The organism is Streptomyces sp. CC53 (assembly GCF_001865245.1).
Classification (GTDB): Bacteria; Actinomycetota; Actinomycetes; order Streptomycetales; family Streptomycetaceae; genus Streptomyces.
The window spans coordinates 4,086-30,047 of sequence record NZ_MKXB01000169.1; the positions used below are offsets into that span (position 1 = coordinate 4,086).

The 25,962-nt window shown below is 70.4% G+C and carries 19 protein-coding genes and 1 pseudogene; 6 read left to right on the forward strand and 14 right to left on the reverse strand.

Annotation, left to right across the window (positions count from 1 at the left end):
* Together BJP40_RS20330 and BJP40_RS20335 are read left to right on the forward strand one after the other, a co-directional pair.
* Positions 1-295, forward strand: a pseudogene (locus BJP40_RS20330) (hypothetical protein); the annotation flags it as partial.
* 236 nt (positions 296-531) lie between these two features.
* Entirely contained in the window at positions 532-1,371 is an 840-nt protein-coding gene (locus BJP40_RS20335; RefSeq protein ID WP_071281595.1) for an IS5 family transposase, read from the forward strand.
* Here BJP40_RS20335 and BJP40_RS20340 read toward each other — a convergent pair.
* The gene (locus BJP40_RS20340) at positions 1,366-1,710 is read right to left on the reverse strand and encodes a hypothetical protein (protein WP_256220782.1); all 345 of its coding nucleotides are present in this window, start codon (positions 1,708-1,710) and stop codon (positions 1,366-1,368) included. The two genes, BJP40_RS20335 and BJP40_RS20340, sit on opposite strands and share 6 nt — an antisense overlap.
* 848 nt (positions 1,711-2,558) lie before the next feature.
* A complete protein-coding gene (locus BJP40_RS20345; protein WP_256220783.1) occupies positions 2,559-9,599 on the reverse strand; it encodes a polymorphic toxin-type HINT domain-containing protein in 7,041 nt (2,346 codons plus the stop codon).
* A 665-nt stretch (positions 9,600-10,264) separates the two neighbouring features.
* On the opposite strand from BJP40_RS20345, the gene BJP40_RS20350 reads away from it, so the two are divergent.
* Positions 10,265-13,537, forward strand: coding sequence for a DNRLRE domain-containing protein (locus BJP40_RS20350; protein ID WP_177204431.1), 3,273 nt, complete (start codon positions 10,265-10,267; stop codon positions 13,535-13,537).
* 60 nt (positions 13,538-13,597) lie between these two features.
* Here BJP40_RS20350 and BJP40_RS33690 read toward each other — a convergent pair whose 3' ends face one another.
* The 8 genes from BJP40_RS33690 to BJP40_RS20390 all read right to left on the reverse strand — a co-directional run bounded on the left by BJP40_RS33690 (position 13,598) and on the right by BJP40_RS20390 (position 20,274).
* Positions 13,598-14,095, reverse strand: a complete 498-nt coding sequence (locus tag BJP40_RS33690; protein WP_143065979.1) for a hypothetical protein — start codon at positions 14,093-14,095, stop codon at positions 13,598-13,600.
* Complete coding sequence (locus BJP40_RS20360) at positions 14,056-14,661, reverse strand: TetR/AcrR family transcriptional regulator (RefSeq protein WP_071281599.1); 606 nt, start codon at positions 14,659-14,661, stop codon at positions 14,056-14,058. Before BJP40_RS20360 ends, BJP40_RS33690 begins: the two co-directional genes overlap by 40 nt.
* A gap of 155 nt (positions 14,662-14,816) precedes the next feature.
* A complete protein-coding gene (locus BJP40_RS20365) occupies positions 14,817-16,124 on the reverse strand; it encodes a dicarboxylate/amino acid:cation symporter (protein WP_071281600.1) in 1,308 nt (435 codons plus the stop codon).
* Between the two features lie 381 nt (positions 16,125-16,505).
* Positions 16,506-16,754, reverse strand: coding sequence for a DUF4229 domain-containing protein (locus tag BJP40_RS20370; protein WP_071271304.1), 249 nt, complete (start codon positions 16,752-16,754; stop codon positions 16,506-16,508).
* Between the two features lie 168 nt (positions 16,755-16,922).
* Positions 16,923-17,447 (reverse strand): GNAT family N-acetyltransferase, encoded by a 525-nt coding sequence (locus BJP40_RS20375; RefSeq protein ID WP_071281601.1) that lies wholly within the window; start codon positions 17,445-17,447, stop codon positions 16,923-16,925.
* Positions 17,448-17,465: 18 nt separating this feature from the next.
* Entirely contained in the window at positions 17,466-18,128 is a 663-nt protein-coding gene (locus BJP40_RS20380; protein ID WP_071281602.1) for a UdgX family uracil-DNA binding protein, read from the reverse strand.
* A 423-nt stretch (positions 18,129-18,551) separates the two neighbouring features.
* Positions 18,552-19,715, reverse strand: a complete 1,164-nt coding sequence (gene mqnE / locus BJP40_RS20385; protein ID WP_071268613.1) for an aminofutalosine synthase MqnE — start codon at positions 19,713-19,715, stop codon at positions 18,552-18,554.
* Between the two features lie 103 nt (positions 19,716-19,818).
* Positions 19,819-20,274: an Lrp/AsnC family transcriptional regulator gene (locus BJP40_RS20390; RefSeq protein ID WP_071268608.1), complete on the reverse strand. Its 456-nt coding sequence runs from the start codon at positions 20,272-20,274 to the stop codon at positions 19,819-19,821.
* A 131-nt stretch (positions 20,275-20,405) separates the two neighbouring features.
* Here BJP40_RS20390 and BJP40_RS20395 point away from each other — a divergent pair, with 131 nt between their 5' ends.
* Entirely contained in the window at positions 20,406-20,594 is a 189-nt protein-coding gene (locus tag BJP40_RS20395; RefSeq protein ID WP_071281603.1) for a hypothetical protein, read from the forward strand.
* A gap of 100 nt (positions 20,595-20,694) precedes the next feature.
* Here BJP40_RS20395 and BJP40_RS20400 read toward each other — a convergent pair whose 3' ends face one another.
* Positions 20,695-21,396: a UbiX family flavin prenyltransferase gene (locus BJP40_RS20400; RefSeq protein ID WP_226962517.1), complete on the reverse strand. Its 702-nt coding sequence runs from the start codon at positions 21,394-21,396 to the stop codon at positions 20,695-20,697.
* Positions 21,397-21,512: 116 nt separating this feature from the next.
* Here BJP40_RS20400 and BJP40_RS20405 point away from each other — a divergent pair, with 116 nt between their 5' ends.
* Positions 21,513-22,133 (forward strand): rhomboid family intramembrane serine protease, encoded by a 621-nt coding sequence (locus tag BJP40_RS20405; protein WP_071281604.1) that lies wholly within the window; start codon positions 21,513-21,515, stop codon positions 22,131-22,133.
* Positions 22,134-22,138: 5 nt separating this feature from the next.
* Here BJP40_RS20405 and BJP40_RS20410 read toward each other — a convergent pair whose 3' ends face one another.
* The 3 genes from BJP40_RS20410 to BJP40_RS20420 are packed head-to-tail and all read right to left on the reverse strand — an operon-like array spanning position 22,139 to position 25,114.
* Entirely contained in the window at positions 22,139-22,705 is a 567-nt protein-coding gene (locus tag BJP40_RS20410) for a Uma2 family endonuclease (RefSeq protein WP_071268605.1), read from the reverse strand.
* Positions 22,706-22,748: 43 nt separating this feature from the next.
* The gene (mqnP, locus tag BJP40_RS20415; protein ID WP_071281605.1) at positions 22,749-23,666 is read right to left on the reverse strand and encodes a menaquinone biosynthesis prenyltransferase MqnP; all 918 of its coding nucleotides are present in this window, start codon (positions 23,664-23,666) and stop codon (positions 22,749-22,751) included.
* Positions 23,663-25,114, reverse strand: a complete 1,452-nt coding sequence (locus BJP40_RS20420; RefSeq protein ID WP_071281606.1) for a menaquinone biosynthesis decarboxylase — start codon at positions 25,112-25,114, stop codon at positions 23,663-23,665. Before BJP40_RS20420 ends, mqnP begins: the two co-directional genes overlap by 4 nt.
* A gap of 156 nt (positions 25,115-25,270) precedes the next feature.
* On the opposite strand from BJP40_RS20420, the gene BJP40_RS20425 reads away from it, so the two are divergent.
* Entirely contained in the window at positions 25,271-25,714 is a 444-nt protein-coding gene (locus tag BJP40_RS20425; RefSeq protein ID WP_071268602.1) for a PLD nuclease N-terminal domain-containing protein, read from the forward strand.
* Positions 25,715-25,962: the final 248 nt, after the last annotated feature.

Sequence of the window (25,962 nt, forward strand, 5' to 3'; positions counted from 1 at the left end):
CTTCGCCGGGCGCCTGGTCGACTGGACAGCCTCAGTCCTCTGCCGCGAGCTGGAGATCATCCGCAAGGACCCCGGCCAGAAGGGCTTCCAGGTCCAGCCCAAGCGCTGGGCGGTCGAGCGGACGCTGTCATGGATCACCGCACACCGCCGCCTCGCCCGGGACTACGAACAGCAGCCCGCCCACTCCGAGACCATGATCCGCTGGGCGATGATCGGCATCATGGTCCGCCGACTCACCCGCGGCCGACCGGCAACCCGACCCGGCCCCCGACGACTCTCACACGTCAATGAGTGAGATCTCAAACGCGGTCTCAAAGAGCGTTTTGTCCCGTCGGGGGTGTTTGACGGCCGTATGGGTGGCTGAGTGGGCTGGGACTGCTGAGGCTAGGGTCGCTATCCGTGATGTGAGAGACGGCTGACTCGATCGACGGAGCCGTTTCCGCCCGTTCGCTCCTGTCTGATCCCAAGGCGCCCCCAGTCACCTCTGTTTGCGCCCTGTGGCTGCGTGTCTGCCGACGGGACTATCGAAACGTGTCCCGACAGCGGCCGTATCCGAGTGACCTGTCCGATGCCCGATGGGAACTGCTTGAGCCCATTCTGTCGACCTGGCGGGCCGAGCGGAGAGGGAAGGGCCTGGACATCGGGCGGCCACCCGAACACGACCTGCGCCGGATCATGGACGCGGTCTTGTATGTGGACCGGACCGGGATCCCCTGGCGCTACCTTCCCCACGACTTCGCGCCGTGGGAAACCGTCTACGGCTACTTCGCCGCCTGGCAGAAGGACGGCGTGTTCGACCAGCTCAACGGCCTGCTCCGCCGGCTAGTTCGAGAGGCCGCAGGCCGGGACGCCGAACCGACCGCGTGCGTGCTGGACGCCCAGAGCGTCAAGACCTCCGCCAACGTCCCGACCGCCGGGCAAGGCATCGACGCGGGCAAGAAGATCGCCGGACGCAAGCGCCACATCGGCGTCGACACCCTCGGCCTCCTCCTCGCGGTCTGGGTCACGGCGGCCAGCGTCTCCGACAACGCCGGCGGCATCCACCTGCTCTCCCACATCTCCAAGGCCCACCCCACGATCACCAAGGCATGGGCCGACACCGGCTATCGAACCAAGGCCATCGAACACGGCGCCATCCTCGGCATCGACGTCGAGGTCACCCGCCGCGACCCGGGCCAGAAGGGCTTCAAGGTCATCCCGCGGCGCTGGGTCGTCGAGCGAACCTTCGGCTGGCTCATGAACCACCGCCGCCTCGCCCGCGACTACGAAACCCACCCGCACCGCTCCGAAGCAATGATTCGCATCGCGATGATCGATCTGATGAGCCGCAGGCTCACCAGAGAGTCGACTCCAAACTGGAAGGACTCATAGCCGCCGGGCCACGCTGACCCGCGCGTCCTCGCCCCTCATGGCCTGCGGCCAGCGGTCATCGATGACACCCGCCACCTCCCGGCAGGCGCCACAGGCGTTCTCCCGATCCGGCAGCCACCAGTGGTCCGAAGGCGACATGCCTGCTACCTGGATTCCGCACAGCGTCCTGTCAAAGACGCCAAAGGCGTGGGCGACGTCGTCGCAAAGGCCGTCCGCGACGGCCCTCTCCCAGCGCATCCCCACGGGCAAGTACGGCGGCCGCGAGACCTCGAACCACTCGCCACCCACATGCGTGACGGCATGGCACCAGGAACAGGACCAGATCTCCTCTTCCAACACAGCCGGCTGCACCGGCCATCGCCACATCGCCCTTCCACACACATCGCACTCCACGGGCGGATACTCACACGCTTCCGTGCGTGGCCCCAACCCGCTGACACCGCGCGACTTACCAAACACCCCCGACGGGACAAAACGCTCTTTCAGACTCCAGCGTGACGCCATCGATGCCCTGGGCCACGCCCTTGGCGGCCAGGACGACGACCTTGACGACCCGCCTGCCGCAGCCGTCGTCCGCTGACGTTGCCGTCATCGTTGCCGTCAGGACGCCGCAGGCCCCCCACCAAAGAACTGGTGGGGCGCCTGTCCGTGTAGCGGAAGAACAACAGTGATCTATTTAAGCGGGGCCTTCCAAATCTCCGCGTCACGCGACAGGGCAATGGACCACACATCCCCTGGCGCCGGAATTCCAGGCTCACTCAAACGCTCATCTATCACGTGAATGAGTGCGCGGGATTCAGGGATCCAGAATCTCCTATAGCGCGATCGAGTAGCATCCTCGATCACTTCCACTCTGATACCGACTTCAAGGACAGATTGCATCAAGCCGGAGAATGAGATTCGATCCGGGAAGGCTCCATACGCACGGAATAGCGACTCAGGAATCACATCTCCGTGAGGCAGCGGCAATCGGTGCACCTGGATACTAATCCCGACACAATCCCATGATCCTTCGGATCGCAGGAATGACAGCTCCACGAGACCATAGTCTCGACGCATGCGGCCTTTGCGCACGTCATCGACGTAGCCGTCGCCGAGAGCCTGCTCCCATTGAGCGGGACTGGACCCCAACCCCAACCCTCGAACTTGACCAGTCACGGACACATCGCTGAAGAAACTCAGACCAGTCACCCCATCTTCTCCAATGCCTTGATGAGGAAGTGTATCTCGGCTGCCCGATTGGACTGCATGCCAAACTCTCCAGCATTCATACTGGCGCGAGCCGACTTGGCCTTCTCGATGATGTCGGCCCTGAGGCTCGGATTCGAATGAATCTCATCCAGAACCTTCTGAACCTCTTTCGGACTAGCCGTCCCGGACCGAAGGCGAATACCTTCAGCCCCAATCCCGCCTTGACCATTCGGGAAGATCCTTACCTCATTCTTCCCGATGTGGATATGGGCCCCCTTGGTGGCCCAATCCTGGTATGCAACGGACGCGTGAATGCATCCATTGGAATTGTGAACGAGGACCGGAGTGGTCCCCGCCAGCACATAGTACGTGTGCAGGTCCGCGACAGTCAGGTTGTACGTGTTCTGGCGGGCCTCGTAGGAACGGGTGGCGGTGACGGAAACCGTGGTGCCGGTCTCCGTACGGAGCTTCATGCCGGGCTTGAGCTCGCCGGCGTCGAGCCAGGCATTCTCCGACTCGGCCCAGAAGGGGTGGTGGTCCGTCGTGACGATGGTCCGCGCGCCGTCTTCCGTGGACACCGTGACATCCACGTAGGACTTGTCGGTCTCCGTCAGGATTGTGGCGGTGACGGTCTTGACCGCGGTCTCGCCGGTCTCGGGGTTGGTCGCGACGACCTCGTCCCCGGTCTGGAGATCCTCGATGAGTTTGGTCGACCCATCAGCCATCAGGACTTCGGTGCCTGCGACGAAACTGTCACCGCCGACAGCGGTAGGGCATATCGTGGGCCCCCTGTTGGAGGCATCACCGGCGCCGTCAGTTCGCCTTTTGATCTTACGTGCCGTCGCAATGCCGTCACCGATGACGGGCACTACGGCGACCAGAGCCCAGCCCGCTTCGGCCCAGTTCCCTTCCAGTGCATAGAGAGCAGTGTTGAGGCCGTCGGCGAAGCCTCCCGCGAAGGGGATGAAGCCGCCTAGCTCAAGTGCCGCATGGACTTGCTCCATGTCGATTGCCCTGGCTGATACAGGCTTCCACTCTAGGCAGTCGCCGTAGGACCGGGGACACGTCCTATGCTTCTGGTCAGTGTTGAGGCCGATCCGCTTCTTCCCCGTGGCCGCGTTGTACGACGTCGTGACCTTCACGGTGGTGTGGCTCGTGTTGGTCGACTTCACGGTTACCGAAGTGGTCTTGTAGACCGTGTGGCCCTGTCCGTTCTTGGTGACGGAGTCGTGGTAGCCGCCGCCCTTGCCGTCGCTGCAGCCGCGCTCGCAGCCCGTGATTTCGAAGAGGCCCGACGGGTCCCAGTTGCTCAGCGGGTTGGCGCTCGCATAGGTGTACCCGTTCATCTGCAGCGGGTTCGTCAGATCCATGATCGGGTCCGCCGAGATGAACCGGCCCGTCGAAGCGTCGTACTCGCGGGCGCCGATGTGGGTCAGGCCCGTCTTCGGGTCGTCGATGCCGACGCCGAGGAACGTGCGGCGGTCCGGCCATGTGGTCGGTTCGGTGCCGCGCGGGTTGCCGTAGGGGTCGAACTTGCGGCGGGTCACCGCCTGGCCGGCCGCCAGGTCGACCGCCGTCTCACCGGTGTTGTGGTGGTCCGTCAGGACGAGCGTCAGCTTGTGGCCCGTCGCCTTGCCGCCCGTGGAGCGGACCGTCGTGGGCGCGCCCGGGTGGGCGTAGTAGCGGCGGGCGTCCACCGGGGTGCCGGCGGTCGTGACCACGATCTCCGCCTCGCCCAGGTACAGCGTGCGGGTCGTGCCGTCGTCCTCGACCAGGCGGTTGCCGGACGCGTCGTACAGGTACTTCACGTCCGGTGTGCCGTCGTTGTCCGTGTCGGCGGACGTGAGCTTGTTGCGGCGGTCCCAGGCCAGGGCCTGCGTGTCGCCGCCGATGACCCGCTCGGTCGTGTTGCCCGAGGCGTCGTACGCGTACGTCGACTGGGAGGTCACCGTCTGGCCCGGGGTGCGGACCGTCGCGTTCACCCGTGTGAGGGTGTGCGGCTGCCGGGTCTCCGTGGGCAGCGGGGCCGCGAGTTTCGTGCCGTACGTGTACGTGTAGTCGTCGTCCAGAGCCTCGTCGGTGAGGTCGTGGACCTTCATGGCCGTCCGGTTGCCGATCGCGTCGAACGCGTACGAGTGCCAGTAGCCCGCCCCGTCGACGCTGGGCGAGACGTCCGCGCGGTCGGGGCCGGCGCCCTGCTCCGGCGAGGTGCGCGGGCAGCCGGGTGTCTTCGCCGTCCACGCGTGGGCCAGGCGGCCCATCGGGTCGTACGCGAAGCACTGGCGGTCCACCCTCGTCGCCGACTGGGTGTCCGAGACCGACGTGATGTTGCCGACCGTGTCGTACGCGTACGTCAGGGTCGAGAGGCGGCTCGGGTTGAGGGTCTCCCGGTCGGTGGTCGACTTCACGAGCCGGCCGGTGTCCTGGTCGTAGAAGGACGTCGACCACACCCTGTTCGGGGCCTCGCCCGACGCGGTGCGGAGCACCTGGCCGAACGGGTTCAGGACCGTTTCCGCCGTGTACCAGGCGAGACCGGACGTCGTGCGCGGCGATCCCTCGCCGTCGTAGCGGGTGATGACCTTCTCCGCGGCGAGCCCGCCGGGGGTCGCGGGGAGGTCCACCGACTGGAGGAGGCCCGTGGCCGTGTAGGTGCTGCCGTACGTGTAGGTGCCCGCCAGGCCCGTCGTCATGGGCGTGGACGGGATGGTGATCCGGGTGCCCGTGGGGCGGTACTCCTGGTCGTAGCCCGTGACTTCGGACGTGAACGCCGCACCCTCGTTGTAGCGGGTGGACGCCACCGGCAGGCCCTTGGCGCCCGGCAGGGTGTCGTACGTCCACTTCGCGACGAGCGGGCCCGTCGGCGAGTCGTCACGCAGCTCCGTCTGGCGGCCGAGGACGTCGTACGACGTGTACTGGGCACGGTCGCGCGAGTCCTTCGTCCAGGTCTGCCGGTCCAGTGTGTCGTAGCCGAAGTAGCCGGCGCCGACGTCCGGGTCCGTGGAGGACGTCATGCGGCCGCGCACGTCGTACGTGTACGTCCACTTGTTGCCGTCGGCGTCGGTGACCTGCGAGAGGAGCCCGCGGGGGTCGTAGGCGTACGACGTGTCGATGCTCGCCGGCGGGTCCTCGGGCTCGGTGCCGGCGGCGGGCTGCGTGCCGGTGATCGCCGTGAGGTCCGTGGTCGTGAAGTGCTGGATCCTCGTGGTGCGGCCGAGCGCGTCCGTCCACGTGCGCGCGGCGCGGCTGCCGGACAGCGGGGTCGTCGCCTCGACGGCCGACATGCCGGAGCGGGTGAGGGTCCAGTCGCCTGCGTAGGCGACCGTGGAGGAGTGCTGGGGGTCGCCCTCGTACAGGGTGGTCGCGCGCAGCGGGCGGCCGAGGCCGTCGTACGAGGTCTGGGTCGCGTTCGGGATCTGCGTGAGCGACAGCGGTGCGAAGAGCTGGGTCTCCGGCTCGCCTTCCGCCAGGTAGCCGTGGCGGGTCTCCTTGGCGGTGCCGTTCGCGTTGTACAGCGTCTCCGTGATGATCCGGCCGCCGCCGAGCGCCTCCGTCTGGGTCTGGCGGGGGCGCATCAGGCCGTCGTAGATCTCGACGGTGTCGCTGTACGTGCCGTTGTCCCGCAGGACCAGCGTGCGTACCGACGGGACCTTGTTGTCCTCGATCTGGTACTCGAACTTCGCGGACGCCGCGTCGGTGCCCTGAGTGCGGGACGGCGACCAGACCTCCGTGGCGCGGCCGAGCGCGTCGAACGTGCCGGTGGTCTTGCGGCCGTTGGCGTCGGTGACGGACAGGGCGGTGCCGCGGGCCGGGTCGAGGGCCGTCGTGGTGGTGTGTCCGGCGGTGTTGGTGGAGGCGGTCTGGAACGCCGGGCCGGTGGCGGGCGTGTAGGCGACCGTCGTCGCGTGGCCGGCCGCGTCCGTGACCTTGGTGCTGCGGCCGAGCGCGTCGTACACGGTACGGGCCGAGGTGACCCAGCCCGTGCCGTCGGCGTCGACGGTGTCGATCTGGAACGGCAGGCCCTTGACCGGGGCGGTGCCGAAGGCGGCGAGGGCGTCGTACGAGACGCGCTTCGCGGAGATGATCTGCGTGCCGGTCGCCGTCGCCGCCTCGGCGCAGGTCCCCACCGTGGTGCGGGAGTGGTGCGGGAGGCCGATGAGGTGCTTGGCGGTGTTGTGGACGTACGAGGTGGTGGTGCACTTCTCGTCGCCGGTCGTCATGCCGCCCGTGCCGTTCGGGGTGAGCGTGAGCGTCTGGGCGGTGAGGGTCACGCCGTACGTCGGGTCGAACGTCAGCTGGGTGCGCTGCGTGCGGGTGCGGCCTTCGCTGATGGTCTCGACGGTGTCCGTGCGGGACGTGGCGACGCGGTACGCCTTCAGGGCCGGGAGGCCGGTGCGCGCCCGGGAGGCGGTCTCCTTGCCGTACGGCCACGACAGCGTGCGCGACACGAGGGTGCCGCCCGCCTTCGTGTAGGTGAGGGTCTCCGCCGGCATGCCCTGGTACGGCAGGAGGTCCTCGCCGAGGGTCTCGGTGCCGGTGGAGTCCTTGACGGTGACGGTGTCGCGGCCGGCGTCGCCGGACATGCCGCGGAAGTAGCGGGTGCGCGTCTGGGACTGCTGGGTGGCGTCGTGGGCCGTCTGGTCGGCGCTGGTGACGCCCTTCTTCGTGACGACGCCGGCGTAGCCGCGCCACTGGTCGTAGGTGCGCAGGGCGGGCTTGGTGAACTCGTCGGTGTTCTTGGCCCAGGCGCCGCCGCCCTCGTAGGTGTACGTGGTGGTGACGTCGGGCTGGCGGGCCACGCGGTCCTTCTCCGTCACCGCCTCGACGACGTACTTGTTGAACCACTCCACCGGCGGCTTGTAGCCGTCCTTGGACATGCGCTCGTCGGTGAACGCCTCGGCGTCCGCCGACCAGTGGACGGGGAAGCAGCGGGTGGTGTTCGAGGCGGGCGAGGGGTGTTCGGTGCCGACGGGGCAGTGGTCGGAGTAGTCGACGTGGATCTCGCCGCCGGTCTCGGTGCGGATCGTCTCGACGCGCAGGCGGTCGAAGTCCGGCGTCTCGTCCGTGGCGCTCTTCGCGACCCGGTTCGGCATCTCCTCGACGTTCGGGAGGAACACGACCGGTGGCAGGGCCTTGTCGGCAACCTCCTCCGGGGAGCCGGGCCGGTTGTGGCCGGTGCGGGTGATGGACTCCAGCCACAGCGGGGGGTGGGTGTCCGTGCGCTGCTTCGGGAAGGACTGCTTCAGCGTCCAGGTGTCGACCGGGGACAGGGCGGTGGAGCCGGGGGTGCGCTGGCCGTGGGTCTCGACCTCGACGAGCTTGACGCGGCTCCAGAAGGTCGGGGAGGTGATGTAGCAGTTCTTGGCGCCGACCTTGCAGTGGAGCGTGGAGGGCGTGTCCCACCAGGGCTGCTTGTCCTGGTAGTTCTTGGACTCGAACTTCGCGTCGGAGCAGGTGGCGGATTCGTCGCAGCGCTGGGCGGTCTTGAAGACGACCTTGCCCGCGGGGGCGCCGTCCAGGTCGTCGGCGCGCAGGCCGTACAGGATCTGGGTCGGGTAGCTGTCGCGGTCGTAGGAGACGGCCTGGGCGAACTTCTCGTTCTTGGCGTAGCGGTTCTGCTCCTTCTTCCAGTCGACGATCATGGCGTTGCCGTGGACGTCCTCGACGTAGTCGAGATTCCAGCGCCATGCCTGGGTGCAGGAGGAGTCGGCGTAGGCGGTGGCGTGGCAGGGTTCGCCGCTGTGGTTGCCGAAGACGGGGACCGTGGCCGTCGAGTTGGTGGCGGTGGCGCGGCCGGGCAGGGTGCCCCGGCCGAACCAGTAGCGGGTGCCGTCGGGGGTGGTGACGACCCAGTGCTCGCCGTCGTACTTGCCGGTCTGGGAGGCCTTGGCGCTGCCGTCCTTGGCCTTGTACTCGATCCGGGCGCCGGTGTCGTTCTGGGCGACCCACTTCCCGGTGGCGTCGTCGCGGACGAGGGAGGTGGCGGCGCCGCCGAGCGACATCACGACGTTGTCGCCGGCCCAGCACAGGTCGGACTTCTTCTTGTGCGTGCTGTTGTCGTTGTTCGGGGTGCCGGAGCGGTCGTCGTCGCAGGAGCGGTAGCGGCGCTCGATGAAGCCCGGGTGGTAGTCCCAGCCGTCGCCGATCCACGATGCCTGGCCGTTGGCGACGGAGGTGCGGCCGTCGACCGACTGGGAGGAGTAGGAGAAGGCGATCTTCGGTGCGGGGCCGGCCGGTGGCTCGGGGAGGGTCAGCGGGTACGTCCAGGAGAAGCCGCCGCTGCTGCCGCCCGCCGACCAGGTGCCGGTCGCGGAGAGCGGGGTCGCCTTGTACGTGCCGCCCGCGCCGGCCGCCGAGTCGGTGGCGGCCAGGACGACGGGACCGCCGCCGGACTGGGTGGACAGGCCCTGCGCCTGGCTCGCGGCCGGGTCGACGGTGGCGCGGACCGTGTCGGCCGACGGGTCGTTGCTGCTGGGCACGTCGACGGGGGTGGTGCACTCCTCCAGCTCGGGCGTGGTGAGGAAGCACTGGGGGAGCTGGGTCAGCTTGAGGCGGGAGGACCACTCGGTGCCGAACAGGTCCTCGAACTGGCCGTAGTCCAGCTCGATGTCGACCGGTGTGGATCCGGTCTCGGGCGGGGTGACCGTGATGAGGGCGCCGTCGACGTCCGCCGCTTCGGTGCTGGTGCGGGGCTCGACGGCGACGTCCCAGGTGCCGCTGGGAGCCGGCGGGGTCGGCTCGGCCTCGGTCGGCGACGCCTTGCCGATGCTGACGGGCAGGGTGCCGACGGGCACGAGGTCCTCACCCGCACCGTCCAGGCTGACGGGTGCGGTGCCGCCCGCGGGGGGCGTGGCGGCCGTGGGGTCGAACACGGTGGGCGGCTCGACGGCTGAGCCGGACCAGGCGCTGAGTTCCTCCATCTCGGCCTGGTCGGGATCCACCGGCTCCTCCTGCTGGAGGGCGCCCAGCGCCGGGCCGGTGCGGGGGGCCGGGGGTGCGATGGCCCAGGCTTCCGCGGGCAGCAGTGTCGCCGCGAGCACGGCCGAGAGCGCCACGCCGAGGCGGCGGGCGCGCGCGGCGCGTCTGCGGCGGCGTAGCGCTGCGCTCGACCAGCGCGACGCCGCTCGCGAAACCACGTGCGGGGAAAGCCGGTTCAGGCTTTCGGGCACGCGGAAGGTGCGTCCTGAAACGGACGAGGACATGTGACCCCCCACTTCCACCGCGTGCCGCCAGAGGATGGGCCCGCGGGGAAAACGACAAATAGCCAGCTGATTGTGCAGGCGCGGTGAACGTGAAATCCACAAGCCTCGAACAGCTGTGACCTCAATCACGTGATGGATGTACAGGCAAAGGGTGAAGGCGAGTTGATGGGGCGTCGCGGCACATCGCTGCACATGTCACCGTGATCGACTTTTCTAAGGATCTTGCCGTTCTATCAGCACAAAGGGGCTCACCGGCTGCCCGGTTTGAGTGTGAAACGCCCTACCGGAGGCATCCACCTCCCGCCGTACAGCGAATTGGCCTCCCTGCCCCCACCCTCAGGGACGCCGCCACCCGATGCTCCGGTTCTCAGCCACCCCTGTTCGAAAGGGGCGTGACGAAACCGTGAACATGGTTCATGCTCTGCTGGCACACATCTGCGTGTCGGCAGGAGTTCCAGAAGGGCCGCACGACAATCAGGCGCCCGCCGGGGGGAAAGGAAGTCATGGACGCCGCCTCAAATACTGTGGAGAGCGACGAGAACACGCCATCGGAGGCGAGACCCGGAGCGGCAGCATCCCCACCGGATCCGCTCGCCGCGCCGGGGAAGCGCAGCCGCAAGCACCGTCGCTACGCCACTCTCGCGGCCCTCCTGGCGGTCGCCGTGGCCGTACCCCTCGGCGTACGGACCGGACAGGACCCCGACGCCGGCGCTCCTTCCGACCGCCCCGAGACGGCGAAGGCCGACCCCGAGCAGCCGGTCACCGCCGACGCGGCCATGCGGAAGGCCCGGAGCACCGGCAAGGACGTCGAGGTCACCGCATACCACAGCGCCGGCTCCACCACCTGGGCCCAGCCCGACGGCCTGCTGCGGACCCGCATCCACAGCTCCTCGATCCGCGCCGAGGTCGACGGGGAGTGGAAGCCCGTCGACACCGACCTCCGGCGCGTCGACGGCGGGTACGCGCCCAAGGCCGTCAACGACCCGCTGCTCTTCAGCGCGGGCAGCGGGAGGAAGGACGAGCGTGCCGCCCGCTCCGTGCCGCGCACCGCCCTGGTCCGCGGCGCGGCGGACCGCACGGCCGAGGAGGACCCCGGCCCCTGGAGCGACCTCGTGCAGCTCACCACGGGGCCGCACCGGATGGTCGTCAAGTGGCCCGGCAAGCTGCCGGAACCCGTGGTCAGCGGTCCGCGGGCGCTGTACGAGGACGTGCGGCCCGGCATCGACCTGCTGCTCACCGCGCGCGACAGCGGCTTCTCCCACGTCCTCGTCGTGAAGAACCGCGAGGCCGCGCAGGACCCGCTGCTCGACCGGCTCTCCTACCGCCTGGCCTCCCCCACGCTGAAGTTCGTCATGGACCCCGAGTCCAAGGCGGTCAGCGCCCGGGACGGCGAGGGCCAGGAGTTCGCCGCCTCGCCCACGCCGTACATGTGGGACTCCTCGGCCCCGGTCCGCACCACCCTCGGCGAGCCGGCGCCGACGCCGGACCCCGCGGCGGGCGGCACCTCCCTGGCCCTGCCCGGGCTGGCGGGCCCGCAGCCGGGGACCCGTGACGCCGTACTCGACGCGGCCCTCGGGGCGAACGGCGAACTGGACCTCCTGGGCGCCGACAGGATGCTTGCGGACCCCGGCACCGTGTACCCCGTCTTCATCGACCCCTCTTTCAAGGGGCGGAAACTCAACTGGACCACGCTGTACGCGAAATACCCCTCCTCCAGTTTCTGGAACGGGCAGAACTTCAACGACGGCGCCAACGAGGCGCGGGTCGGGTACGAGCGGACGACGGGCGGCCTCTCCCGGTCCGTCTTCACCTTCGAGTTCGGTCAGGCGCTGCACGGCACGAAGATCCAGAAGGCGTACTTCCGCGCCCGCCAGGTCTACTCCTGGGGATGCGGCGCCCGGCAGTTCAACCTGCACCTGACCGGGTCCATCTCCTCCTCCAGCACCTGGAAGAACCAGCCGACGTGGGGGGAGGTGCTCGACAGCAAGAACAACGGCTACGGATACAGCGCAGACTGCCCCGACCAATGGACGGCGTTGAACATCACCTCGGCGGCCCAGAAGGGTGCCGACCGGAGTTGGAGCACCCTCACCCTCGGGCTCCGCGCCGCCAACGAGAGCGACACCTACGCCTGGAAGAAGTTCACGGCGAACGGCGAGAACGCCCCGTACATCGAGGTCACCCACAACCGCCCGCCGAACTCCCCCAAGGCGTCGGCGATGAAGACCTACCCGGGCGGCACGTGCGACTACACGGCCCCGTATCCCGGCATCGGCAAGTCGGACATCACCTTCACCGTCACGGCCAGCGACCCGGACGGCAACCTGAAGTCCATCGTCCTGAAGGTCTGGCCGAGCGGCAGCGACTCCACCACCTCCGCCGTCGTCCACCAGACGCTCACGCCGAACAGCAGCGGCACGGTCACGGCGACGTACCCGTGGTCGAAGTTCACCAGCGGCAAGGCCTACTCATGGGAGGCGATGCCCGTCGACACGCTCGGGGAGACGGCCCGGTGGGGGCCCGCCGAAACGGGCTCCGCGTGCCAGTTCACCGTCGACCATGCCGCACCCAACAGCCCCGAGGTCGTGTCCGACACCTTCCCTCCGTCCGGTGACGACGGTTCGGTCTGGTCGACGGTGACGTTCGGCGGCTCCGGCACGTTCACGTTCTCCCCGGCCGGGTCGACGGACGTGAAGGAGTACCAGTACGGCTTCACCACGGCCTTCGCGTCCAGGACCGCCGCGACCGGGGGACCCGTGACCGTCACGCTCACCCCGCCGCACGCCGGGCCCACCGCGCTGTACGTGCGCTCCGTGGACGGCACCGGCAACATCTCCCGGGCGACCGTGTACACCTTCCAGGTGCGGCCCGCGCCGGTGTCCGACACCCCCATGGACGTCACCGGCGACCAGGTGCCCGACCTGTACACCGTCGACGCGGACGGCAACCTGGCCCTGCACGCCAGGGCCAGGGGCAGCGACCGGCTCCACACGTCCATGCCCGCCGCGTACACGACCGACACGGCCGACGGCTCCGCCCAGCTCGTGGCCGACGGCTACTGGACGGGGGCGCTCATCACCCACAACGGCGACTGGCTCCCCGGCGACGGGATCCAGGACCTGGTGGCACGGATGCCCGACGGCAAGCTGTACGTGTACCCCGGCGACGGGTACGGCGGCTTCGACGTCACCCGGCGGGTGGACGTGCTGCTGCCCTCCGGCGCACCCTCGCCGGCGTCCCTGCGGCAGATCCTCGCCGTCGGCGACGTGACCGGGGACGGGCGGTCCGACCTGCTGGCCCTGGCGGGCGCGGACCTGTGGGCCTTCACCGGCTACACCGGCGTCAGCTTCGCCAAGGCCACGCACCTCACCGGCGAATCGTGGAGCGAGCGCGACCTCGTGCAGGTCGGGGACGTCACGGCGGACGGGGCACCCGACCTCGTGTACCGGAACAACCCGACCGGGCAGCTCCACCTGCGGTACGGCAAGAAGGCGGCGGGCGGCGGCCTCGACCTGGCGTCGATCGGCACGAAGGCGGCCTCCGCGGGGCAGCTCGACACGTACGGCCCGTCCGGCTGGTCCCGCTCGGCGCTGCCCATCGTGACGGGGACCCCGGACATCAGCGGGGACGGCGTGCCCGACGTCATCGCGCTGTTCGCCGCCGGCCCGGCACGCGTCTACCCTGGCCGGGCGATCGGACTCACCTCGACGACCGCCTTCTACCTCATCAAGGAATCCGTCGGCACCAGCTGGGCCGGCTACCAGGCCATCGGCTGACCCCGCACGTCCCAGGGCGCGACTCCCCCGACCGGAACCACCGGCCGGGGGAGTCGGCGTTCAGTGCCAGGCTGCCGTCAGGTCGGCGGCGTGGACGGTCAGGGTGCCGCAGACGAAGGCCAGTTCATGGGAGACGCCCGTCCGGTGCGGGAGGAGTTCGTCGAGTTGCAGGGCGCCCAGCCGGGGGAGGAGGCCGTCGGGCTCGTCGGCGTCCGGGCGGAAGGCGCGCACGTCCGCGTACCGCAGATGCAGGGCGTCCGGGTGCTTCCACTCGTTGGGCGCGAAGGCCAGGTCCAGCGTGAGCGTGCCCTCGCTGTCGGTGAGCGTCGACCGGGCGAGGGTCAGGTCCTTGACGCAGCGGGGGCCCGTGAAGTCGTAGTGCCCCGGGTCCGCCGCGAAGCGCCGCGCCCCCGGGGCAGCGCGTCGAGCAGGCCCGGCAGGGCGTCCCGGTAGGGCTGCGGGTCCAGGTTGTACCCGTACCCGTCGGGGAGCGGGGTGATCCGTACGTGCCGCACGGGTCAGGGCGCTTCCGCGGTGAGGCGGGAGAGACCCGGCCACGTCAGGGTCATCAGGGTGGTCGCGGCGTCGTGGGCGGACGTGCCGGGCGTCTCGTTCGCCCAGTCCGCGAGGGACTCGGCCGCGCCCGCCAGGGCGTGGGCCAGGGGGGCCGCCACCCGCTGCGGGACCTTCGCGTGGGAGGTGACCAGCGTCGCCACGTACGCGACGATCTCCGCGCGCAGCGACGCGGCCTCCGCGGCGAAGGGTTCGCCGTGCGTGCGGGCCTGGCGGTGCAGGATCGCCCAGCCGTCCGGGTGCTGCGCGGTGTGGCTGAAGAACGCCAGCAGGGCCGACCACAGGGTGCGCTCCGGGGACCGGCGGGCGTCGGCGGCCGCCTGCTCGATCGCCGACCGGAGCGCTGACGCCTCCCGGCGGAGGCACGCGCTGAACAGCGCGTCCTTGGAGGTGAGGTAGAGGTACACGAGCGGCTTGGACACCCCCGCCGCCTCGGCTATCTCGTCCATCGACGCCGCCTGGTAGCCCCTGCGGCCGAAGACGCGGACCGCCGCGTCCAGCATCTGCTGCTCCCGCACCTCACGCGGCAGGCGCTTGGCCCTGGTGTCCATGGCGACAGACTACTGGGCGGTTTCGCATGGGTGTGCCCCTCGGCGCCGAGGCGCCGAGGGGCACGGACCGCAGATGAGGGGGCGTCAGGCCGTCTCGGGCGGCGGTGTCTTCCGCCGCCGCCCTGCGCGGCGCCGACGCTCCGCGGCGTCGGGCCCTACGCGGCCGCGGCCACGGCCTCGCGGTCGGCGGCCGGCTCCGGGTCGTCCACGGGGGACGCCGACGCCGAGTTGTACGCGTCCAGGTCGAGGATCTTCTCCCGGGCGGCGACCACGACCGGCACCAGCGCCTGGCCGGCGACGTTCGTGGCGGTGCGGACCATGTCGAGGACCGGGTCGATCGCCATGAGCAGGCCGACGCCCTCCAGGGGCAGGCCGAGGGTGGAGAGGGTCAGGGTCAGCATGACCGTCGCGCCGGTGAGACCCGCCGTCGCCGCCGAGCCGATGACGGAGACGAAGGCGATCAGGACGTAGTCCTGGATGCCGAGCTCGACGTTGAAGATCTGCGCGATGAAGATCGCCGCCAGCGCCGGGTAGATCGCGGCGCAGCCGTCCATCTTGGTGGTCGCGCCGAACGGCACCGCGAAGCTCGTGTACTCCTTCGGCACGCCCAGGCGCTCGGTCACGCGGACCGTCACCGGCATGGTGCCGACCGACGAACGGGAGACGAAGGCCAGCTGGATGGCCGGCCAGGCACCCTTGAAGAACTGGAGCGGGTTGACCTTGGCGACGGTGGCGAGGAGCAGCGGGTACACGCCGAAGATCACGAGGGCGCAGCCGATGTAGACGTCCGCGGTGAACGTGGCGTACTTGCCGATCAGGTCCCAGCCGTACTCGGCGATGGCGTAGCCGATGAGGCCGGTGGTGCCGATCGGGGCGAGGCGGATGACCCACCACAGGGCCTTCTGGAGGAGCTGCAGCACGGACTCGCTGAGGGAGAGGACGGGCTGCGCCTTGTCGCCGAGCTTGAGGGCGGCGATGCCGGCGACGGCCGCCATGAAGACGATCTGCAGGACGTTCAGCTCGGTGAACGGCGTGATGACGTCCGTCGGGATGATGCCGGTCAGGAAGTCCAGCCACGAGCCGGCGTTCTCCGGCTTCTTGCCGTCCATCGGCGTCAGGCCCGTGCCGGCGCCCGGGTTCGTCAGCAGGCCGATGGCCAGGCCGATCGCGACCGCGATCAGCGAGGTGATCATGAACCAGAGGAGGGTGCGGGAGGCCAGCCGGGCGGCGTTGTCGACCTTCCGCAGGTTGGTGACGGACACCAGGATCGCGAAGAAGACCAGCGGGGCGACGGCCAGCTTCAGCAGCTGGACGAAGATGTGGCCGACCTTGTCGAGGGTGGTGTAGAGCCAGGTCACGTCGTAGCTGCGGGCGATCCAGCCGAGGACCACACCGAGGACGAGACCGGCGACTATCTGGGCCCAGAAGGGCACCTTGGCGAGGGGGCGCGCGGACACGGACACACTCCAGTAGTGCGCGAGGGGGACGTACGGGGGAAGGGTGCTGCGGGGCGCCCGCGCGCTCGGGGCGGCGCCGCCGGGGAGAGCCGGGCCGGGGCAGGCAGGGCCTCAGGGCCTCAGGCCGCGACACGCCGCGGAGAAACAGCGGCAGAGGTCGACGTGCAGGCGCGCCACGAGCGGGGTGCTCATGGCCCGGTACGGGAGGCGCGCTGCGGTCTTCATGCTCTGAACGTTAACACCTGAACTTTGAGAGCCTCAAAGGCGTACTTTCAGGGGATGGGGTCCGGCTTCGACCTTGGAATGTGCAACACCCCAGGACGGGAGCCGTGTTCCCGTCCCGGGGTGCCCGGAACGCTGGTGCCGCGTGTGACGAACGCGATAGCGCTACGCGTGGTCCTCCTGCGCGCGGTTGGCGTTCAGCCGCTCCTTCGCCTTGTCGACCCGCTCGACGATCTGCGCCGACATCGCGTCCCGCTGGCGCCGCAGCAGGACGTAGCTGAGCGGCGCGGACACGACGATCGACAGCAGCAGCACCCACAGCCCGTTCGAGTTGCCGAGGCCGCGCGGGACCAGGCCGAAGGCGACGAGGGCGTACAGGACGACGAAGCAGGCGGCGAAGACGCCGAAGCGCATGAGGGTGTACTTGACGGTGGCGCTCGACCTGGTGGGGGTGGCGGACACGGCGGGTCCTTCCTTCTCCGTACGGCCCCGGGACCGCGCGTGGCGACCCGACGTGCTGACTGGTCCTGTCCGACTAGTGAAGCACGTGCCGTATCGATCACTTCAGGGGGAGCGGTCCGATCACTTCACGGGGAGCAGCATGTGGATGTCGTCGCGGTACTCGCCGTCCCCGAGACGGATCGCGTCGGGGACGCGGCCGACCTCCTTGTAGCCGCAGGAGGCGTAGAACCGCTCCAAGCCCATGCCGCCGCGGCAGCTGAGGCGGATCGCCTCGATGCCCGGCATGTCCCACACGGCGGCCTCGGCGGCGGCGAGCAGCGCGCGGCCGCATCCCGTGCCGTGGTGCCGGGGGTGGACCATGACCGTGTAGAGCCACACCCAGTGCTGCATCAGGCGGTGGTTGTTGAAGGCGACGAAGGCGGTGGCCGCGACGCGCTGCTCCTCGTCGTAGCCCGCGATCAGCCGCATACGGCCGTCCGCGAGGGCGGTGAGGTGCTGCACCCACTGCGGACGGACGTCCTCCGGGGTGACGGGCGGCACGAAGCCGACGGCCCCGCCGGCGTTGGTGACGTCCGTCCAGAGGGTGAGGACACCGTCACGGAGGTGCTGGTCGACGGGCGGGTCCAGGACGAAGTTCAGCGGCATGCCTCGACGATAGGCCGCTCAGCGGAGTGCCTCCGCGGCGACCGCCAGGTCGGACACCAGGCCCGCGTACGCCGCCTCGCGGTCGCGGTCGCCGGCGCGGAGCACGGCGGAGGGGTGGATGGTGGCGACCAGGCAGTCGCCGCGCTCCTCGTACGGCAGGAGGAGGCCGCGCTGCCGGGTGACCCGGAAGGACGAGCCGAGCAGCGCCTTGCCGGCGGTGGCGCCGAGGGCGACGAGGACGTCCGGGTCGACGAGCCGGACCTCGGCGTCGAGCCACGGCTTGCAGGCGGTCGTCTCGCGGAGGGTGGGCGCCTTGTGGATGCGGCGCTTGCCGCGCTCGGGCACGTGGGCGTACGTGAAGTGCTTGACGGCGTTGGTGACGTAGGCGTCGTCCGGGTCGATGCCGGCTTCGGCGAGGGCCCGGTCGAGGACGCGGCCCGCGGGCCCGACGAACGGCCTGCCCTGGCGGTCCTCCTGGTCGCCGGGCTGCTCTCCGATGAGGAGCACGCGGGCGTGTGCGCCGCCGGTGCCGAAGACGGTCTGCGTGGCGGCCTCGTGCAGGGGGCAGCCGCGGCAGCCGCCCGCGGCCTCCCGCAGTTCGGCCAGGCCGGCGCCCTCCGGCACGAAGGGCGCCGCCGTGTACGCGTCCTCGGGGCGCTGCCTGCTCGCGGTGCTCGCCATGCGCGGCGGGTACCCCCTGCGGCCCGCCCGTCACCCCCGGCGCCGCGGGGGCGGCCCGGTCCGCAGTGCGGGCGCGGGCGGGTGCGGCCCGCCGGGTGGGGAGGTGGGGCGGAAGACCGGGGCGGCGGTCCGCGGGCGGCGGTCCGAAGGCCGGAGGTCCGGGCGACCGGCCGGTACGGGTGCGGGCGCGGCCCGCCGGGCGGGGACGGACGCGAAGCGCGACACGGGCGGCCCTACGCCCGAGGCCGGTGGGCGGGTGGGCCGGTGGGCCGGTGGGCCGGTGGGCGGACCGTACCCGGCCGTACGGGCGCGGGGAACGCGGCCCGTCCCGTCCCGTTGCGCGGCGAGGCGGCCGGGTGGCCCGGCCGCCTCGTGGTGGGCCGGACCGTACCGGCCGTGCCGCCGCCCGCGCGGGCGTCCGGCTCAGAGCCGCATCGGCTGCGGCGACTCGCGGCGGTCCGGGTCCGGGCCCGGGTACTCACGGATGACCTCGTAGCGGGTGTTGCGCTCCACCGGCCGGAAGCCGGCGTCGCGGATCAGCTCCAGCAGGTCGTCGCGGGTCAGCTTGTTCGGCGTGCCGTAGTTGTCCGCGTCGTGCGTGATCTTGTACTCGACGACCGAGCCGTCCATGTCGTCCGCGCCGTGCTGGAGGGCGAGCTGCGCCGTCTGGACGCCGTGCATCACCCAGAAGACCTTGACGTGCGGGACGTTGTCGAAGAGCAGCCGGGAGACCGCGAACGTCTTCAGCGCCTCGGCGCCGGTGGCCATGGTGGTGCGGGCCTGGAGGCGGTTGCGGACCTTGCCGTCCTGCATGTCCACGAAGTCGTGCTGGTACCGCAGCGGGATGAAGACCTGGAAACCGTTCGTCTCGTCCTGCAGCTCACGCAGGCGCAGGACGTGGTCGACGCGGTGGCGGGGCTCCTCGATGTGGCCGTACAGCATGGTGCACGGCGTCTTGAGGCCCTTCTCGTGCGCCAGGCGGTGGATGCGCGACCAGTCCTCCCAGTGGGTGCGGTGGTCGACGATGTGCTGGCGCACCTCCCAGTCGAAGATCTCCGCGCCGCCGCCGGTGAGCGACTCCAGGCCGGCGTCGATGAGCTCGTCGAGGATCTCCGAGGCGGTCATGCCGGAGATCGTCTCGAAGTGGTGGATCTCCGTCGCCGTGAACGCCTTCAGGGAGACGTTCGGGAGGGCCTTCTTCAGCTCCCGCAGCGAGCGCGGGTAGTAGCGCCACGGCAGGTTCGGGTGGAGCCCGTTGACGATGTGCAGCTCGGTGAGGTTCTCCGACTCCATCGCCTTCGCGAGGCGCACGGCCTCCTCGATGCGCATGGTGTACGCGTCCTTCTCCCCCGGCTTGCGCTGGAAGGAGCAGTAGGCGCACGACGCGGTGCACACGTTCGTCATGTTGAGGTGGCGGTTGACGTTGAAGTGGACGACGTCGCCGTTCTTGCGGGTGCGCACCTCGTGGGCGAGGCCGCCGAGCCAGGCGAGGTCGTCCGACGCGTACAGCGCGATGCCGTCCTCGCGGGTCAGCCGTTCACCGGACCGGACCTTCTCCTCCAGCTCGCGCTTGAGCCCCGCGTCCATCAGGCCGCCTCCCATTACGTCTTCCGCCATTCGGTGCCCCTTCGGGCTCCACCACCGTACTCCCCCGCCTCGCGGGCCCCGCGACCCCGTGGTGTGCGGGGCGTCAGACCTCGTCCGGCAGTTCGCCGACGCGGTTCTCCCACTTCGTGGACAGCACGATCGTGGTGCGGGTGCGGGAGACGCCCTTGGTGCCGGAGAGACGGCGGATGATCTTCTCCAGCCCGTCCACGTCGTTGGCCCGGACCTTGAGCATGTACGAGTCGTCGCCCGCGATGAACCAGCAGTCCTCGATCTCCGACAGGTCCTTGAGGCGGCGGGCCACGTCCTCGTGGTCGGCGGCGTCGGAGAGCTGGATGCCGACGAGGGCGGTGACGCCCAGCCCGAGCGAGGCCGCGTCGACCGTGGCGCGGTAACCGGTGATGACCCCGGCCGCTTCGAGGCGGTTGATGCGGTCGGTGACGGAGGGCCCGGAGAGCCCGACGAGCCGGCCGAGCTCGGCGTACGAGGCCCTGCCGTTCTCGCGCAGAGCCTGGATGAGCTGCCTGTCCACGGCGTCCATATACCTGAAGCCTTCCATTGTTCAGCGATACCGCAAGTTCTACTGTAGAATCTAAGGCGAAGCAGGGTCAACGACCTGAGAATCTGTGACCCTGTGGTGCGTTCAGTCGATCAACGACGATCCCTGAGGAGATGACACCCACCGTGTACACGATCGAGATGGCCTACGCCCAGATGCGTTACCTGCAGGAGCAGGCCAGCCGCTCGCGTGTCAGCAGCTTCGCCCCGTCCGAGCGCGTCGTGCGACGGGAGACCCCGGTGTGGGAGGAAGCCGGCGCGACCGGCGGCCGCGCACGCCGGGCCCGCGGCCGCAAGCACTGAGCCCACCGCACCACGCACCGGATCCGGCCCCGTACCGGAACCCGCCCCACCGGCCGCGGGCCCGCCCGCCGGACGACCCGGCCCCGGGCGGCCCGGCCGGTCAGTCCTTGCGGGAGCCACCGAGCTCCCCCTTCCAGCGGCGGTACAGCCCGTGCGGCACGCCCGCCGCGTCCAGCACCCGGCCGGCGACGAAGTCCACCAGGTCCTGGATGTGCGTCGCCCCCGCGTAGAACGCCGGAGAGGCGGGCAGCACCACGGCGCCCGCCTCGTCCAGCGCCACCAGCTGCCGGAGCACAGGCCCGTTCAGCGGCGTCTCCCGGACGGCGACGACCAGCGGGCGCCGCTCCTTGAGCGTCACACCCGCCGTCCGCTGCAACAGGTCCTTCGACAGCCCCAGCGCCACCCCGGCCACACACGCCGTGGAGGCGGGCACGATCAGCATCCCCTTGGCCGGGTACGAGCCGGAGGACGGTCCGGCGGCCAGGTCGCCCGCCGCCCAGTGCCGTATGTCCGCGCCCGCCACGTCCACGTCGAAGGCGCGCGGCGCGCCGTCCGCCCCCCGCGCCAGCCACTGCGCGAGGTCCTCCCGCCAGTGGGCGTCCCGGAACGCGATGCCCGTCTCGTCCAGCAGCGTCAGCCGCGAGGCCCGCGACACGACGAGGTCCACGCTCTCCCCGGCGGCCAGCAGCCCCCGCAGCACGGCCGCCGCGTACGGTGTGCCGGACGCCCCGGACACCCCGACGACCCACGGCAGCCGCTGCCGCACTGCCTGCTGCTCTTCCACCACCGGTACGGGCTCCACGCCGACGAGCCTATCCGCCCGCCGGAGCGCGGGGGTCCGCACGGTCCGCCGGGGAACCGGCCCGGTCCGCCGCGCGTTTCCCCACCGTGGGACGCACGACAGCCACGGGGGGCGCGATGCGGAGCAGCACGGCGACGGCGAGAGAGTGGACCGGGGCGGACCGGGTGAGGGCCGCCGCGTGGCTGATGGCGGGCTGGATCGCCCTGCTGTGGCTGCTGGAGGTCGCCGACGTGCTGACCGGCCACGCGCTGGACCCGTACGGGATCTCCCCGCGGGAGGCCGAGGAGCTGCGGGACGTCGTCCCGGCGGCGTTCCTCCACTTCGGCTTCGGCCACGTGGCGGCGAACACGGTCCCGCTGCTGGTCTTCGGCTTCCTCGCGGCGCTCGGCGGCATCCGCCGCTTCCTCGCGGTGGCCGCGATGATCATCGCGGTGGACGGTCTGGGCGTCTGGCTCGTGTCGCCCGCGTACAGCAACACGGCGGGCGCGTCGGGCCTGGTCTTCGGCCTCTTCGGCTACCTGGTGGTGCGGGGCTTCGTGGACCGCAAGGCGCTGGACATCGGCGTGGGCCTGGTGATCGGCCTGGTGTGGGGCTCGACCATCCTGCTCGGCATATCGCCCACCCAGTCGGACGTGAGCTGGCAGGGCCACCTGTTCGGACTGGTCGCGGGCGTGGCGGCGGCGTTCGGCTTCCGGCGGCGACCGGGCCGGGCGGCAGCGCCGGGCCCGGTCGCCTGAGAACATCAAGGTGTGACGCTGGGATCGACCGGAAAGCCGCTCGTGTCGATCGTGAAACGGCCGAGACCCGTGTCCACAACCGCCTTCCCCCCGTATGCGATGACATCCCGCCCGAGGTACCCCTCCGGACCGGGGTTCCAGAACGTCATGCAGTGCGCCTTGTACGGATCGAAGATCAGGTAGTGGGGAATACCACGAGCCGCATACGCCCGGACCTTGACCTCGTAGTCGTTGCGCACGCTGCTCGGGGAGACCACCTCGACAGCAAGTTCCAGCAGTTCAGGAGAGTACGCACTGAGGTTCTTCCTCACCTCACCCTTCGGGATCACCGCGAGGTCCGGGCAGAACTCATTGCTCTCGTCAAACGGGATGGCCACGTCGCTGATGAACCCCCACCCGTCTGGCAACTGGGGCTTCAGAGCGTCCCTGACCTCCCAGATGGTCTCGTTGTGGTGTGGCTTGACCGGACTCATCATGAGGGCGCCCTCGACAATCTCCGACCGGTAGCCCGGGAACATGTCCTCGAGTCGGCTGAGCTGCGAGTGCAGGCGGTCGATCTCCGAGACGGTCACGTCAGCCTCCCTTCCTTGCACTCGATGGTAGGGCGCACGCTACTCAGACCGTCAGCCCGCGCACCGCCAGATCGAGGACCGCACACACGAACAGGGCCATGCCGATGAAACCGTTGACGGTGAAGAACGCCCTGTTCAGGCGGGACAGGTCGTGCGGCCGGACGATCGTGTGCTCGTACACGAACGCCCCGGCGACGATCAGCAGGCCCAGCCACAGCAGCGGGCCGGCGCCGGTGAGGACGGCGAACCAGACGAACAGCGCCATCGTGACGGCGTGGCAGACGCGGGCGCTGCGGATCGCGGCCGGGACCCCGAAGCGGGCGGGCACGGACTTCACGCCCGTCTCGCGGTCCGAGTCGACGTCCTGGCAGGCGTAGATCAGGTCGAAGCCGCCGATCCACACGCCGACCGCGAGGCCGAGGACCACCGCGTCCCAGGACCACTCCCCGGTGACGGCGAGCCAGCCGCCGACCGGGCCCATGCCCTGGGCGAGGCCGAGGATGGCCTGCGGGTAGTCCGTGAACCGCTTGCCGTACGGGTAGACCACCATCGGGACGACGGCGACCGGTGCGAGCGCCAGGCACAGCGGGTTCAGCAGCGCGGCCGCGCCCAGGAACACCACCAGGGCGATCAGTGCGCCGGTCCAGGCGGAGCGTACCGACACCGCGCCCGTGACCAGCTCGCGGCCCGCCGTGCGCGGGTTGCGGGCGTCGACCTCCCGGTCGATGATCCGGTTCGCGGCCATCGCGAAGGTGCGCAGGCCCACCATCGCCACGGTGACCAGCAGCAGCGTCCACCAGTCGACGCTGCCTCCGCCGTCGAGGAGCATCGCCGTGAGCGACGCGATGTAGGCGAAGGGCAGGGCGAACACCGAGTGCTCGATCATCACCAGGCGCAGGAACGCCCTGACCCTGCCGGGCTGCGGGGCGGCCGCGGAGACGGCGCCCTCCGCCGCGGTCACAGCCCGTACTCCTTCCAGCGGCGGGTCACCCTGGCCGCCGTCTCCGGGTCGGACTCGATCATGTCCGGCCAGCCGCCGTCCCGCACATAGCCCTCCTCGGGGAGCTTGCGCGTCGCGTCGATGCCGGCCTTGCCGCCCCAGAACTTCTGGTACGACGCGTGGTCCAGGTGGTCGACCGGGCCCTCCACGACCGTCAGGTCCCGGGAGTAGTCGACGTTCCCCAGGGCGCGCCACGCCACCTCGTGGTAGTTGTGCACGTCGCAGTCGGCGTCGACCACCACGATCAGCTTCTCCAGCGACAGCATGTGCGCACCCCAGATGGCGTGCATGACCTTCTGCGCGTGCTTCGGGTACTTCTTCTCGATCGAGACGATCACGCAGTTGTGGAAGCCGCCGGACTCCGGCAGGTGGTAGTCCACGATGTCTGGCACGATGACCTTCAGCAGGGGCAGGAAGAAGCGCTCGGTCGCCCTCCCCAGCGGTCCGTCCTCCGTCGGCGGGCGGCCGACGACGATCGACTGGAGGAGCGGGCGGCGGCGCATCGTCACGCAGTCGATGGTCAGCGCGGGGAAGTCCTCCTGCGGCGTGTAGAACCCGGTGTGGTCGCCGAAGGGGCCCTCCGGGAGCATCTTGCCCGGCTCCAGCCAGCCCTCCAGGACGACCTCGGCGTGCGCCGGGACCTGGAGGGGGACCGTCTTGCAGTCCACCATCTCGATCCGCCTGCCCTGCACGAAGCCGGCGAACAGGTACTCGTCGATGTCCTCGGGCAGCGGGGCCGTGGACGCGTACGTCACGGCCGGGGGCGCGCCGAAGGCGATGGCGACCGGCAGGCGCTCGCCCCTGCGCGCCGCCACCTGGTAGTGGTTGCGGCTGTCCTTGTGGATCTGCCAGTGCATGCCGATGGTGCGGCGGTCGTGGCGCTGGAGGCGGTAGAGGCCGAGGTTGCGCACGCCCGTCTCGGGGTGCTTGGTGTGCGTCAGACCGAGGTTGAAGAAGGAGCCGCCGTCCTTGGGCCAGGTGAACAGCGCGGGCAGCGCGTCGAGGTCCACGTCGTCGCCCTGGAGGACGACTTCCTGGACGGGGGCGTCCTTCACCTTCCTCGGCGGCACGTGCGTCATCGCGCCGAGCTTCCCGAACGCCTCCCGCACCCCGACGAAGCCGCTCGGCAGCTCCGGCTTCAGCAGGCCGCCGATCTTCTCGCTGATCGCGTCGTACGACTCCAGCCCGAGCGCCTTGAGCAGCCGGCGGTCGGTGCCGTACACGTTCATCGCCAGGGGCATCGCGGAGCCCTTGACGTTCTCGAAGAGCAGCGCGGGGCCGCCCGCCTTCTGCACCCGGTCGACGATCTCGCCGACCTCCAGGTGCGGGTCGACTTCGGCCTTGATGCGCTTGAGGTCGCCTTCGCGCTCCAGCGCCCTGAGCAGCGAGCGGAGATCGTCGTAAGCCATGCGCCCAGTATCCGGGATGGCCCCGGCCGCGCCCCTGGCGGGCCCCTGGCGGGGCGCACGCCGGCCCCCCGGACGGCCGGGGGCCACCGGCTACGCTGGACGGGTCACCGGGGCTGCCGCACGCGGCCCGCCAACGCATCCAGGGGGCTGTCCCACATGCTCAGGGCACTGATGTTCATCCTGCCGATCGTCCTGACGATCTTCGCGTTCATCGACTGCCTGAACACCCCCGAGGACGAGGTGAAGCACCTGCCGAAGGTGGCCTGGGTCTTCATCATCCTGCTGTTCTGGGTCGTCGGCCCGATCGTGTGGCTCGTGGCGGGAAGGAACCGGCGCGTGGCGGCCGGCGGCGCCGCCGGGGAGGGGCGCCGCGGTTCCCGGGCGCAGTGGGTCGCCCCGGACGACAACCCCGAGTTCCTGGAGTCCCTGCGCGAGCAGAACAAGAAGAAGGACGAGGCGCTCTTCGAGGACTGGGAGGCCGACCTGCGGCGCCGCGAGGAGGAGCTCAGGCAGCGCGAGGAGGACGGCGGCCAGGACGGCCGGCGGGGCGGTCAGAAGGGCGAGCAGCACGGCGACGGCGGCGACACGCCCCGGTCCTGAACCCCGGGCTGCACGCCGCTGCCCCCGGGCCTCACGCCGAAGGGACGCACCGGCCGGCGCACCAGCCCTGAACCTCGGCCCCGACGTGCCCCGCGCCGGGCGAGCCCCGTCCGCATCCCGGCTTCGGCCCCCGGCCCGTACGGGCCCCGCCGCCCCGCGCGGCCCGGCAGCCGGGCCCCTCTCCGCCGGCGCCCCGCGCCCCGGCCCGCACGGGGCCGCCTCCGGTTGCGGTGGTGCTCCGCACGGCG